This window comes from Serratia sp. MYb239 (assembly GCF_002966855.1).
GTDB lineage: Bacteria > Pseudomonadota > Gammaproteobacteria > Enterobacterales > Enterobacteriaceae > Serratia_B > Serratia_B rhizosphaerae.
Map to the genome: position 1 here is coordinate 4087847 of NZ_CP023268.1, position 12408 is coordinate 4100254.

Below are 12408 nucleotides of genomic sequence, written 5' to 3' on the forward strand. Positions count from 1 at the left end.
AATCAATAAGGTGGTAGCTAAAATAAGAATATGCGGGCGGCGGGCGCCGCCCGGTCAGCAACAGCCTGGTTCAGTAGTTCAACATAAAGTGCCGGTAGGCCTTCAACACCGCCAGGAAGTCTTCCACGCCGCAGAAGGAGAGGCTCTCTTCATCGTAATAGCTCATCCCCTCCTCCATCTCGTCGCCTTCGAACAGCAGCTGATTGGCTCTGATCATCACCTCTTCGCCGTCCATCAGCAGCGTATATTCATGCCCTTCCAGCTGCCACTGGCGTTCGCTGCCCTTCACCTGCGCTGCGCCGCTCTCAATCCGGTCCAGCAGATTCAGATCGCCTTTCAGCTCTTCATTGATCCAATGGCCGATGGCTTCATGTCCCATAGAAAATCTGACGATTACCTGACCGGTCACATCCCGCAGAAATTCGTAATCCATCGTGCGCCCTCCCCAGGCCTGTTTATGGTAAGTGTACTGCTTTGTTCAGCCCAGATTTCAGCGAGCGCTCGCAAAGTTCAGCTCTTTTTTGCGGCGGGCAATATAGCGGCTTGACGCGGCAATGGGAAGCCGCCCGCCGCGATTGTTGTTATGATGATGCGCAGACACCGCCAAGGGACGCGTCAATGATCGACAGTGAAATAACCCTGAAAAAACTGGAAATCTTTCTGGCCTTTATGGAGACGGAAAACATCGCCCGCGCCGCCGAACGGCTGGGGCTGAGCGGCGTCAGCGTCCACCGCGCGCTGCATACGCTGGAAGCCGGCATACGCTGCCCGCTGTTTATCCATCAGGGGCGTAACCTGCAGCCGCTGCCCGCCGCCCATACGCTGGCGGACTACGCCCGCGATATCGTCGGGCTGACCCATAAAGGTATTGAAGAGACGCGGCTGAAGGCCGGCTTCGGGCAGCAGCGCCTGCGGCTCGGCACGCTCTATTCGCTGACGCTGGAAACGGTGCCGCGACTGATTATGGGCCTTAAGCTGCGCCGCCCGGAGCTGGAAATCAATCTGACGATGGGTTCTAACGCCGCGCTGCTGGCGCAATTGCAGACGCAGCAACTGGACGCGATTCTGATTTCCGTCTCCGACAGCCAGATAGATCCGCAGCGCTTTGAGATCCAACCGCTGTTTAAAGACGATATTTTTCTTGCCGCCCCCGCCAGCTCCGCGCTGATCGTCGACGGCCCGGCGGATCTGCAGGATTTCCGCAGCCAGAAATTTGTCTCGCTGACCGAAGGGTTCGCCACCTACCACGGCTTTACCGAAGCTTTTCAGATCGCCGGTTTTGAGCCGGAGATCGTCACCCGGGTCAACGATATCTTCTCGATGCTCAGTCTGGTGCAGGCCGGCGTTGGCTATACCCTGCTGCCCGGCCGCATGAAAAAGGTTTACGAGCACACGGTGCGTCTGATGCCGCTGTGCGAACGCTACCAAATGCGCCAGACCATCGCGCTGGTGTTCAACCGCAATCAGCAGCAGGATCCGAACCTGCTGGCGCTGACGGCGGAGAGCCGCATGTACGCCCGTGGGGAGCGGCCCCGTTAAACCTCGCGGCGATAGCGCGCGACGATGCCGACGACCGCCGCCAGCCCCAACTGGCAGCGGGACAGCGCTTCTCCCTGCGTCATCACCTTACGCGTCAGCCCGGTGAGCACCGCCCCCGGCGGCATTTCAATCGCCAGACGTACTTCCCGTTCATACGCCGCCGTCATCGCCTCATGCCAGCGCACGGTGCGCGCCATGTTATAGGCCAGATCGTCGGCGATACGTTCAGGCTGCCACAGCACCCGCCCGCTGCTGCCGCTCAGATAGGCAATGCGCGGACGCCGCAGCGTCACCACCCGCATAGCTTCCGCCAGCCTGTCCGCCGGCTGCGCCAGCAGTGGGCAGTGGGACGGCACGCTGACCGCCAGCCGGCTGGCCTTCGCTGCACCGGCCTGTTTTGCCAGCGCCATAATTTGCTGCAGCGCGTCGTCGCTGCCGGCCACCACCATCTGATCATCGGCGTTGATATTGGCCAGATACAGCGGCGACTGCCCGCCATGCAGCTGCGCGATTAACGCCTCCACCCGGTCTTGCGACAGACCAACCAGCGCCGCCAGGCCATAGCCCTGCGGATAAGCCTGCTCCATCAGCTCGCCGCGCAGCGCCACCAGCTGCAGCGCATCCTCAAAACTCAGCGCGCCGGCCACCACCGCCGCCGGAAATGCGCCGATCGACAGGCCGCTGACGAAATCGGCCGTCACGCCGTTCTGCTCCAGTTCGCGGGCATAGGCTACGCCGGCAATCAGCAGACAGAGCTGCACCGCGCGCGTTTTTCGCAGCGCCTGAGCGCTGTCCAGCAACAGCGGATCCTCCCCCAGCACCTGGCGCGCCTGCGCCAGCAGCTCGCGGCTGACGGCGTTATCCGGCAGTTGATGCAGCATCTGCGGCGTCTGCGGCCCCTGGCCGGGAAAGGTAAACAGAATCTTCATCGTCACTCCTGCGGCGCCGACCATGGCGCATCGGTCAGATAAGGGCCGCCGTTGGTTTTTAACAGCACCCGTCCGTCGCGCAGCCACTCGTTCAGCGCAAAACCGCCGTATGGGGTTTCAACCTGCAGATCGACCCGGCACGGCAGCGTGCGCAGCCGCTGCGCCAGCGCATGTAGCGCCGCACGCCCGACGGGCTGCGGGCAGCGTACGGTAAGGTCCAGATCGCTGTCCGGATGCATCACCGGCAGGCCGGTGGCCAGCGCATAGCCGCAGCTGCCGGTCACGCCCCACGCCCAGCGCCACGGCTGCGCCGCCAGTTCGCGCAGCGCCCGCACCGGCGGCAGGGCGGCGAAAGGCGACGCCGCCGACAGCCCGGCCACCAGCGACTCCGGCGTCACCCGCCGGCGCACCGCCGCAGGGGGCAACCAGGCCGCCGCCCGCTGCGCGCGCGTTTCGCCGCGGATCCCCACCGGAACGGCGCCGTCGCGCGGCATATCGCGCCGCACCACCAGCGGCAAGTCGCGCAGCTGCTGCCGCGCCACCCATGTCGGTGAAGCGCCGGGAAATATCAGCGCCTCGACGCTTTCCGTCCATAGCAGGTCATGCGGACGTATCATGGTTTCCTCCGTTACAGACCGGCAGTCAGAGTGATAAACAGCGGCAGCGTCAGGATACACAGCACCGAGCTTATCAATAGTGTGGCTTCCGCATCCGGCGACTGGACGCCGAAGCGGTTGCCGAACACGATGCCGAAAAAGCCCGCCGACAGCGCAATCATCAGGATCGCGGTGATCGCCACGCTGCCGTGCAGCCCTAACGCCAGCACGATGCCCCAGGCGATAAACGGCTGGATCAGCAGTTTGGTGACGCTGGCCAGCAGCACCGAGGCATTGATTTGCAGGCGGCGCGCCGACAAGATCACCCCGGTCAGAAACAGCGCCGCCGCGGTGGCCGCCAGCCCGAGCGGTTTGATCGCCGCCAGCACCATCTCCGGCATCCGCACGCCGATGGCCGACAGCACCACGCCCAACAGCGGCCCCCAGACAATCGGTTTAATCACCGAGCGCCACATCAGCAGCGGCAGCATACGCAACCCCGCCTGCTGTGCACCGCCGCCGGCGCGGGCTTTTTCACGCTCCAGGATCAGCAGGCAAAACGGCGTCATCAGCACCGAGCCGCAGGCAATGGAAACCGCCACCGACAGCGAGGTGCCAGGCGACTCGCCCAACACGCTGCCGAGGATCGGCAGGCCGAGCGCCGCATAGTTGGGCAGCGCCACGGTCAGCGTCAGCACCGCCGCATCCTGCGGCGACTTGTGGAACAGCCGGGTGCTGACGGCATAAATCGCCGCGTAGGTCAGCCACATCGCCAACACCAGCACCACAATCAGCGGCGACTGCTGCACGATGCCCAACCATGGGGTTTGTACGGTGGCGCTGAACAGCGCCGCGGGCAAAGCAAAATCCATCACAAAAATATTAAGCAAAGAAACATTCTGGTTATCGACCATTTTTGTCTTGCCGGCGTAAAACCCCAGCAGCATGATGACAAAAATCGGCGCCAACGCATGAATAATGATGTATGTCATAAATCACCTGTTAAAAAGAAAAAAATTCAGTCAGTTCAGGTGCGATGTGTTTCTTATTTACTGGTGTTGTCGTGCCCGTAGCAAAGATGCAGATGAAGGTAGCGATTGGTTGTTATCAGCCGGAAAGGGTTCGCTCCCTCCCCGGCCCGGTTATGACGAACTGACGTTAACGAAAGCCTGTCTTACCATTCGGCGCGCATGCGCTCGCGCACCAGTGCGGAACTGCGGCGGTTGTCCGCCCCCAGGCGATTTTCCAGCCCGCAGCCCTGCTGCCGGCTGTCTGCGATCGCCGTGGCGAGCGTCTGGCGCACCAGCGCCAGCTCCTGCTGCGTCGCCCGCTGCGGATCGCGGATGTCCAGCAACTGGTCCAGCAGCCCCAGCGAGCGGTAGTGGCCGATGTCGTAGGCCATCGGCGGGATAGAGGCGGCCAGCTTCTCCAGCGCCTCGACCGAACGCAGCGTAATGCGCGCGGCGGATGCCTTGCCCATGGCGTGGATCATCACGCCGTCATCGTTAAAGGCGATCAGCCGGTTAGCCTGATAGCCGTGCGCCAAAAACGCCCCCGACATCGCCTTGCCGACGATCAGCCCAATCACCGGATGCCCGGCCAGCCGCGCCGCCGCGTAGGCACCCGCCGCGCCCGCCAGCGCCTGATGAATGCCGAACGCCTCTTCGCGGCGGCCGTAGGCCTGGCTCGGTACGTCGATAATCGCCACGATGGCGCGTTTCTGCGTTTGATTCTGGTCTGCCGCCACCGCTTCACTCACCACCTGCGCCAGCGTCCAGCCCTCCAGCAGTCCCACCTCGCCGCGCGCGGCGCGCGGGTAATGGTTGTCGGCGTCCGGCACCACGGCGATAAAGCGCGCCGCCTGTCCGTCGAGATCGCCGTCGGCGACCCTGACCGAGGCGCACTGTCCGCGCCGTTCCTCGCTCCCCTGCGTCAGCAGCGAAAACCAATAGTCGCCGCGGCTTCTTGTCTGCGTGCTCATGCGCGATCCTCCCGAGTGAAAAGTTGCGCCACCACGGCGGCGTCCGCCTGCTGACGGCTGTCAAACTGCGTCAGTTTCGGCAGGTAATAGTCATAGCATTCACTGCAGTGCTGCGCCGGCACGCCGCGCGCCAGGCAATCCAGCATCGCAGCGCGCACCTGATGCAGCGCGTCCTCCACCTCAACGTCGGCGAAACCGCTGCGGTAACGCACCTCGCCGCCGGTCATGCTCCAGATAAACGGCCGGTCGCGGGAGTCGTACTCGTCAATTCCCGCCTCCTGCTCAATCACCTGCGGACCGTTAAGCCCCAGCCGCGCCTCGCGGGTGACGATCAGGTAGCTGCACAGGCCGGCGGCAATCGACATGCCGCCGAAGCAGCCGACGGTACCGGCGATAATGCCCACCACCGGGGTATAGCGCCGCAGGTCGGCGATGGCGGCATGAATATCGGCGATCGCCGCCAGCCCCAGATTGGCCTCCTGCAAACGCACGCCGCCGGTTTCCAGCAGCAGCACCGCCTGCGTCGGAATGCCGTTGCGGTTATCCTCTGCCGCCAGCTCCAGCGCCGCCGCCATTTTGGCGCCGGAAACCTCGCCCATGCTGCCGCCCTGGAACGCCCCCTCAACCGCCGCCACCACCGCCGGCTGGCCGTTCAGGGTGCCTTTGGCCACCACCATGCCGTCATCCGCCTGGGTGACGATACCCTGCGGCTCCAGCCACGGTGAGGTAATACGTTCAAACGGCCCCAGCAGTTCGCGGAAGCTGCCGTCGTCGAGTAAATGCCGCGCCCGCTCACGGGCGCTGAGTTCAATAAAGCTGAGATCTTCACGCATGGCCGGCCTCCTCAAATACCTGCTCAATCCGCAGACGCGCCACCCCCGGCGTCGCGCCGAAATCGTTGATCTCCAGTTGCCCCGCCGGCAGGCTGCGCAGCGCAGCCAAACGCTCGAACAGATGCCGCCAACGCTGCTGGCTGCCGTCGACCGAGGTTTTAATCACTACCCGCAGCACATCGTCCTCTGCAGGTTCAAACAACGCCTCCATATCGCCGGAGCCAACCACGCCGGCCAACCGTTGGCCGACCACGCGCTCCACAGCCGGATAGCTCAATTCAATACGTTCCATAACGTCCTCTCGAATAGATGTTCAGCGGCCCGCCGCCCGATCGAGCAACAGCGCCGCCGCCAATAAGTCCGCCGCCCCGCCCGGCGAAGCGTTGCAGGCCAGCAGCCGCTGTTCCAGCCGCGCCAGCTGCACCCGCCCTTCCGGCCGCTGATAACCGCCGGCGCACAGTACCGCCTGCGCGCCCTGCCGCATCGCCTGCAGCGCCGGCCAGCCGCCGCGCGACAGTACGCAGGTGTCGCTCAGGCTGGTCATGATCGCCATCAGCGCGTCGAGCCGGGCCGCCTGCTCGTCGGCGCCGGCTGCGCGGCTGCGCCACAGCTGCGGCAGCGCCAGACGCATCACATGCGGAAACCCTTGCTGCGCCTCTTCCCGCGCGCCGGGCACCCGATAGCGCCGGGAAGCGCGCAGCCCGTTGCTGAACGATTTCGGGCTGGCCGGGTCTGTCAACTGCGCCAGCTGCGCCGCCCGCAGGCAGGTTTGCCGCGCGTCGGCGCGCCCCTCCCGCATCGCCAGCGCCGTCACCAGCAGCCCCAGCGCCCAGATGGCGCCGCGATGGGTGTTCACCCCGCCGGTCGCCGCCATCATCTGCCGTTCGCCCTCGCGACCAATGCGGCCAATCTCCTGACGCAGCGCGCCGTCCGCCGGGCGCTGCCAGCCGGCGATCGCCAACGCATAGAAGGTGTCATGCAGACTGAGAGCAGAGCGCTCCATCAGCGCCAGCGTCAGATCCTGATGCGCGCCGCTGCCGCGCGCGTCCACCAGCCCCGGCTTCGGGCTGAGGCGCGCCTCGTCAATCAGCGCCTGAGTGGCGGCGTCCGCCAGACGCAGCGCGACGGCATCGACCCGCGACGCACTGCTGCAGGGGGAAAGTGTCATCACCAGCTCCGGAATTTAGCCGGCGGGTTGTACAGACCACCGGACCAGTCCACCAGATCGGCCACGCTGCCCGCCGCCAGCAGCGAACGGTCGGCCTCGGTGCGGCGGATGCCCATATCTTCCGGGTACGCCACTTTGCCTTCGCGGCGCAGCTGCGCCACCCGCGCGGCGTCCACGCCCAGGCCGATATCGGTAATGCCGGCCACGGCGGCGACCATCGCGCGGCGCTCCTCCAGCGAACGGGCGCGGTACAGATAGGCGATGCCCTCTTCGGTCAGTACGTGGGTGACGTCATCGCCATAAATCATCACCGGCGCCAGCGGCATGCCGGCGTCTTTGGCGACGTCGATTGCATCGAGCTTCTCGACAAAGGTCGGCTTCGCGCCGGCCTGGAAGGTTTCCACCATCTGCACCACCAGCTTGCGGCCGCGCGCCAGCGGATCCGGCTCCTCGATCATATCCAGCCATGCGGGAGTGGCATGACGGCGGCCATGCGGATCGTGGCCCATATTCGGCGCGCCGCCGAAGCCGGAGAGGCGCCCGCGCGTTACGGTGGACGAGTGCGCCATGGCGTCAATCTGCAGCGTGGAGCCGATAAACATATCCACCGCGTACTGGCCCGCCATCTGGCAGAAGGCGCGGTTGGAACGCATCGAACCATCGCGGCCGGTGAAGAAAATATCCGGACGCGCGGCGATGTAATCCTCCATGCCCAGTTCGCCGCCAAAACAGTGCACGGTTTCCACCCAGCCGCTTTCAATCGCCGGGATCAGGGTCGGGTGCGGGTTCAGGGTCCAGTGTTTGCAGATTTTGCCTTTCAGCCCCAGCCGCTCGCCGTAGGTCGGCAGCAGCAGTTCGATGGCGGCAGTGTTGAAGCCGATACCGTGGTTAAGGGACTGCACCTGATGCTCGGCATAGATGCCTTTGATGGCCATCATGCCCATCAGTACGTGGACGGGTTTGATCAGCCGTGGATCGCGGGTAAACAGCGGTTCGATAAAGAACGGCCGATCCGCCACCACCACAAAGTCGATCCACGAACCGGGAATATCGACCCGCGGCAGATCAGTTTCGTCGTCCACCAGCTCGTTAACCTGAGCAATCACGATCCCGTCTTTAAACGCCGCGGCCTCCACCAGCGCCGGGGTATCCTCGGTGCTGGGGCCGGTATACAGATTGCCCTGTCGGTCGGCCTTGAAGCCGGCCACCAGCGCCACGTTCGGCACCAGGTCAACATACAGACGCGAATAGAGTTCGATATAGGTGTGGATGGCGCCGATTTCCAGCTGGCCATCTTCCAGCAGCTGAGAAATACGCAGGCTCTGGGTGCCGGAAAAGGCGAAGTCCAGTTTGCGGGCAATGCCTTTTTCGAAAATATCCAGATGTTCGGCACGGCCGACGCTCGGCATAATCATATGCAGATCGTGCACGGTCGACGGGTCGACCTGCGCCAGCATGCGGGAAAGGAAATCTGCCTGTTTTTGGTTGTTCCCTTCCAGCACCACGCGGTCCCCCGGCACCAGCAGCCGCTCCAGCGCCGCGGTTAAATCTGCGGTAGGGATCACCTTCCCTTGCACCTGCCCCTGTACGCTGGCCAGCCGGCGTTGTTTCTCCTGACGTCGGCTATCCCAGACGCGGGCGGGCTGTTGATAAAGCGACATAGCTAAACCTCCCCGGTTTAATTGATTTACGCTTCACGCAATAAGAATTACGAAGAGGATTAGATTAGGACGCTAACTATTCACCATCAATCAACCACCAGAGGCAATCATTAGCCCAAGGTTAATGATTTAAAATAGCTTTTAATTTTCAGTTAATTAAAAACATACAAATGCGGAAAAGGTCACAGTTCAGGCATAAAAAAGGGAGCCTGGCGGCTCCCCTGATAGCGCATTAACAGCGTGCGGTTTTTACACGGCGGTCTGGAAAATCACACCGTCGGCTTTCTCCGTATACTGCTCCAACTGGTTGAAGTTCAGATAGCGGTAAGTGTCGGCCGCGCTCTTATCCACCTGCTCCATATAGGTCTGATACTCGTCCGGCGTTGGTAAGCGCCCCAGCAGCGAAGCCACCGCCGCCAGCTCTGCCGATGCCAGATAAACATTGGCGCCGGTGCCCAGACGGTTCGGGAAGTTACGGGTTGAAGTCGACACCACCGTCGCGCCGTCAGCAACGCGCGCCTGGTTGCCCATGCACAGCGAGCAGCCAGGGATCTCGATACGCGCCCCGCTCTTGCCGAAGACGCTGTAGTAACCTTCTTCGGTCAGTTGGGCCGCATCCATCTTGGTCGGCGGCGCTACCCACAGACGGGTCGGCAGCTGGCCTTTGTGCTGATCCAGCAGCTTGCCCGCCGCACGGAAGTGGCCGATGTTGGTCATGCAGGAACCGATGAACACTTCGTCGATTTTGCTGTTGGCCACGTCGGACAGCAGACGCGCGTCGTCCGGATCGTTTGGCGCACACAGGATCGGCTGGTTGATTTCCGCCAGGTCGATCTCGATCACCGCCGCGTACTCCGCATCGGCGTCGCCTTCCAGCAGCTGCGGATCCGCCAGCCATTTTTCCATGCCCTGAATACGGCGTTCCAGCGTACGACGGTCGCCGTAACCTTCGGAGATCATCCATTTCAGCAGCACGATGTTGGAGTTCAGATACTCTTCGATCGGCGACTTATCCAGCTTGATGGTACAGCCGGCGGCGGAACGTTCGGCGGACGCATCCGCCAGTTCGAAGGCCTGTTCAACCTTCAGTTCCGGCAGGCCTTCAATTTCCAGAATGCGGCCGGAGAAGATGTTTTTCTTGCCTTTCTTCTCAACGGTCAGCAGACCCTGCTGGATCGCATAGTAAGGGATGGCGTGCACCAGGTCGCGCAGCGTGATACCCGGCTGCATTTTACCTTTGAAGCGCACCAGCACCGACTCCGGCATATCCAGCGGCATCACGCCGGTCGCGGCGGCAAACGCCACCAGACCGGAACCGGCCGGGAAGGAGATACCGATCGGGAAACGGGTGTGGGAATCGCCGCCGGTGCCGACGGTATCCGGCAGCAGCATGCGGTTCAGCCATGAGTGGATGATGCCGTCGCCCGGACGCAGCGAGACGCCGCCACGGTTCATGATAAAGTCCGGCAGCGTGTGGTGCGTGGTCACGTCAACCGGCTTCGGATAGGCGGCGGTATGACAGAAGGACTGCATCACCAGATCGGCGGAGAAGCCCAGGCAGGCCAGGTCTTTCAGCTCGTCACGGGTCATCGGGCCGGTGGTGTCCTGGGAGCCGACCGAGGTCATCTTCGGTTCGCAGTATTCGCCCGGGCGTACGCCGGCTACGCCGCAGGCGCGGCCAACCATTTTCTGCGCCAGCGAGAAGCCGCGATCGCTTGCCGCAACCGGTTTGGAGATGCGGAATACGTCGGTATTCGGCAGGCCCAGCGACTCGCGCGCCTTGGTGGTCAGGCCGCGGCCGATGATCAACGGGATACGGCCGCCGGCGCGCACTTCGTCCAGCAGCACGTCGGTTTTCAGCTCGAAGCTGGCGATCAGCTCGCCGGTTTCGTGGTTACGCACTTCGCCTTTGTACGGGAAGATGTCGATCACATCGCCCATATTCAGGTCGGAAACGTCCACTTCGATCGGCAGTGCGCCGGCATCTTCCATGGTGTTGAAGAAGATAGGCGCGATTTTACCGCCCAGCACCACGCCGCCGCCACGTTTGTTCGGCACGTGAGGGATGTCGTCGCCCATAAACCACAGCACCGAGTTGGTGGCGGATTTACGGGAAGAGCCGGTGCCGACCACGTCGCCGACGTAAGCCAGCGGGAAGCCTTTTTCGCTCAGCGCTTCAATCTGTTTGATCGGGCCGACGCTGCCCGGCTGATCCGGTACGATGCCGTCACGTTCGTTTTTCAGCATTGCCAGCGCGTGCAGCGGAATATCCGGGCGTGACCAGGCATCCGGCGCCGGAGACAGGTCATCGGTATTGGTTTCACCGGTTACCTTAAAGACGGTAACGGTGAGTTTTTCCGCCAGTTCCGGACGGGACAGGTACCATTCGGCATCGGCCCATGACTGCATGATTTGCTTGGCGTAGGCGTTGCCCGCTTTGGCCTTCTCTTCCACGTCGTAGAAGTTGTCAAACATCAGCAGGGTATGAGACAGCGCTTTGGCGGCGATAGGCGCCAGCTTGTCATCGTCCAGCGCTTCAATCAGCGGATGAATATTGTAACCGCCCTGCATGGTGCCCAGCAGTTCAACGGCTTTTTCCGGAGTAATCAGGGGGGAGGTGGCTTCGCCTTTGGCGATGGCTGCCAGGAAACCTGCTTTGACGTAGGCGGCTTCGTCGACGCCTGGTGGAACACGGTTAATCAGCAGGTCTAACAGGAATTCTTCTTCGCCTTGCGGCGGATTCTTTAATGATTCGACCAGCGCTGCCATTTGTGATGCATCTAATGGCTTAGGGACGATGCCCTCTGCAGCACGCTCGGCCACGTGCTTACGGTATTCTTCTAGCACGACTTTCTCCTCGCTCTCATTGTCATTTATTGTGCCTGGCGTCCATACCTTGCGTCGCTGAAACGGCAGCGCTGTCGGCTGCAGCCTCTGAGACTCCGGATTTGTTATCAAAGCCGGGTTTTTTAGCGCACGGCGATATTACGAGGCACTGCTGTCGATGTCCTGGACTGTAAGGTACAGTGCCCGGTTCCGCCCAGCCAGCATATCAGGATTTGAATCGGTTGTTAATTCGTTCACATAAAAGCAACATTAAATCTTTGCTGAATCGTTGAGCACAGAGTAATCGGCTGCAATGCAGGCAGGACAAGGCGGTCGGGCGCATCGTAATAGCCACACTATTACAATAACTATTGTTTGAACAGCGGAAAAAACGCCGGAGACAAAAACAAAAAAACCGCCGTTAAGGCGGTTCCTTTGTTCCGTACGGCGTTAGCAGGCACCGGACGGAATACTTACATCGTAAAGTACGATACAAGCGCCACAAAGCAGAGACATTCTGCGCAATCACGCTTAAAAAATCAACAAAAAGAATGTGGAAAACATGATTCCACGTTACTATCTCACCGGGTCTGTTCTGCCGGTTTAGCAGCCGGTCACCGGGCTTGAGGACAGTTCTGCCACAACTGCGATGCGAGCGTCACAAAGCGCTTGTTCCACCGGGATTTTCCCGGTGAAGTCGCGGTGGTCGTGGTTCCACAGGGATCGCGCAATGAAAAGGAGTTCGTTATTTATCCTGCTCATTGTACTGGGCGCGGCGTTTGGGGTTGATAAAGGCGGTTGGTCGGTCAACGGCAACAGCCTGACGCTGAACGTGATAGTCCAGAACAAGTAAGCTACTGGCCGCTCTCTGAGCG

12 protein-coding genes are annotated in these 12408 nt (G+C 62.0%); 2 read left to right on the top strand and 10 right to left on the bottom strand.

Annotated features, from left to right (window positions below; all coding sequences use genetic code 11):
• Nucleotides 1–70 precede the first annotated feature (70 nt).
• Nucleotides 71–433, bottom strand: a complete 363-nt coding sequence (gene yacL / locus CLM71_RS19570; RefSeq protein ID WP_054307103.1) for a protein YacL — start codon at nucleotides 431–433, stop codon at nucleotides 71–73.
• A gap of 185 nt (nucleotides 434–618) precedes the next feature.
• Here yacL and CLM71_RS19575 point away from each other — a divergent pair, with 185 nt between their 5' ends.
• Entirely contained in the window at nucleotides 619–1539 is a 921-nt protein-coding gene (locus CLM71_RS19575) for a LysR family transcriptional regulator (RefSeq protein ID WP_105232475.1), read from the top strand.
• On the opposite strand, the gene mdcH is transcribed toward CLM71_RS19575, so the two are convergent.
• From mdcH to acnB, 9 genes are all read right to left on the bottom strand, one after another.
• On the bottom strand, nucleotides 1536–2468 hold the full coding sequence (gene mdcH, locus CLM71_RS19580; RefSeq protein WP_105232476.1) for a malonate decarboxylase subunit epsilon: 933 nt from the start codon (nucleotides 2466–2468) through the stop codon (nucleotides 1536–1538). The genes CLM71_RS19575 and mdcH overlap by 4 nt on opposite strands.
• Nucleotides 2469–2470: 2 nt before the next feature.
• On the bottom strand, nucleotides 2471–3085 hold the full coding sequence (locus CLM71_RS19585) for a malonate decarboxylase holo-ACP synthase (protein WP_105232477.1): 615 nt from the start codon (nucleotides 3083–3085) through the stop codon (nucleotides 2471–2473).
• An 11-nt stretch (nucleotides 3086–3096) separates the two neighbouring features.
• The gene (locus CLM71_RS19590; protein WP_105232478.1) at nucleotides 3097–4056 is read right to left on the bottom strand and encodes an AEC family transporter; all 960 of its coding nucleotides are present in this window, start codon (nucleotides 4054–4056) and stop codon (nucleotides 3097–3099) included.
• A 182-nt stretch (nucleotides 4057–4238) separates the two neighbouring features.
• The gene (mdcE, locus tag CLM71_RS19595; protein WP_105232479.1) at nucleotides 4239–5045 is read right to left on the bottom strand and encodes a biotin-independent malonate decarboxylase subunit gamma; all 807 of its coding nucleotides are present in this window, start codon (nucleotides 5043–5045) and stop codon (nucleotides 4239–4241) included.
• On the bottom strand, nucleotides 5042–5878 hold the full coding sequence (locus CLM71_RS19600; protein ID WP_105232480.1) for a biotin-independent malonate decarboxylase subunit beta: 837 nt from the start codon (nucleotides 5876–5878) through the stop codon (nucleotides 5042–5044). Before CLM71_RS19600 ends, mdcE begins: the two co-directional genes overlap by 4 nt.
• The gene (mdcC, locus tag CLM71_RS19605) at nucleotides 5871–6170 is read right to left on the bottom strand and encodes a malonate decarboxylase acyl carrier protein (protein ID WP_105232481.1); all 300 of its coding nucleotides are present in this window, start codon (nucleotides 6168–6170) and stop codon (nucleotides 5871–5873) included. Before mdcC ends, CLM71_RS19600 begins: the two co-directional genes overlap by 8 nt.
• Before the next feature lie 21 nt (nucleotides 6171–6191).
• On the bottom strand, nucleotides 6192–7046 hold the full coding sequence (locus CLM71_RS19610) for a triphosphoribosyl-dephospho-CoA synthase (protein WP_105232482.1): 855 nt from the start codon (nucleotides 7044–7046) through the stop codon (nucleotides 6192–6194).
• Nucleotides 7046–8707, bottom strand: coding sequence for a malonate decarboxylase subunit alpha (gene mdcA, locus CLM71_RS19615; RefSeq protein ID WP_105232483.1), 1662 nt, complete (start codon nucleotides 8705–8707; stop codon nucleotides 7046–7048). The genes CLM71_RS19610 and mdcA overlap by 1 nt, the downstream gene beginning before the upstream one ends.
• Nucleotides 8708–8956: 249 nt before the next feature.
• Nucleotides 8957–11554, bottom strand: a complete 2598-nt coding sequence (gene acnB / locus CLM71_RS19620) for a bifunctional aconitate hydratase 2/2-methylisocitrate dehydratase (RefSeq protein ID WP_105232484.1) — start codon at nucleotides 11552–11554, stop codon at nucleotides 8957–8959.
• 709 nt (nucleotides 11555–12263) lie between these two features.
• Here acnB and CLM71_RS24380 point away from each other — a divergent pair.
• A complete protein-coding gene (locus CLM71_RS24380) occupies nucleotides 12264–12386 on the top strand; it encodes a hypothetical protein (RefSeq protein ID WP_255265501.1) in 123 nt (40 codons plus the stop codon).
• The last annotated feature ends 22 nt before the right edge of the window (nucleotides 12387–12408 follow it).

Coding starts and splice junctions, on each gene's coding strand:
- CLM71_RS19600 (WP_105232480.1), bottom strand. CDS start 5,878: ATGCGTGAAGATCTCAGCTTTATTGAACTCAGCGCCCGTGAGCGGGCG.
- mdcH (WP_105232476.1), bottom strand. CDS start 2,468: ATGAAGATTCTGTTTACCTTTCCCGGCCAGGGGCCGCAGACGCCGCAG.
- mdcA (WP_105232483.1), bottom strand. CDS start 8,707: ATGTCGCTTTATCAACAGCCCGCCCGCGTCTGGGATAGCCGACGTCAG.
- CLM71_RS19590 (WP_105232478.1), bottom strand. CDS start 4,056: ATGACATACATCATTATTCATGCGTTGGCGCCGATTTTTGTCATCATG.
- CLM71_RS19585 (WP_105232477.1), bottom strand. CDS start 3,085: ATGATACGTCCGCATGACCTGCTATGGACGGAAAGCGTCGAGGCGCTG.
- CLM71_RS19610 (WP_105232482.1), bottom strand. CDS start 7,046: ATGACACTTTCCCCCTGCAGCAGTGCGTCGCGGGTCGATGCCGTCGCG.
- yacL (WP_054307103.1), bottom strand. CDS start 433: ATGGATTACGAATTTCTGCGGGATGTGACCGGTCAGGTAATCGTCAGA.
- mdcC (WP_105232481.1), bottom strand. CDS start 6,170: ATGGAACGTATTGAATTGAGCTATCCGGCTGTGGAGCGCGTGGTCGGC.
- CLM71_RS24380 (WP_255265501.1), top strand. CDS start 12,264: ATGAAAAGGAGTTCGTTATTTATCCTGCTCATTGTACTGGGCGCGGCG.
- mdcE (WP_105232479.1), bottom strand. CDS start 5,045: ATGAGCACGCAGACAAGAAGCCGCGGCGACTATTGGTTTTCGCTGCTG.
- CLM71_RS19575 (WP_105232475.1), top strand. CDS start 619: ATGATCGACAGTGAAATAACCCTGAAAAAACTGGAAATCTTTCTGGCC.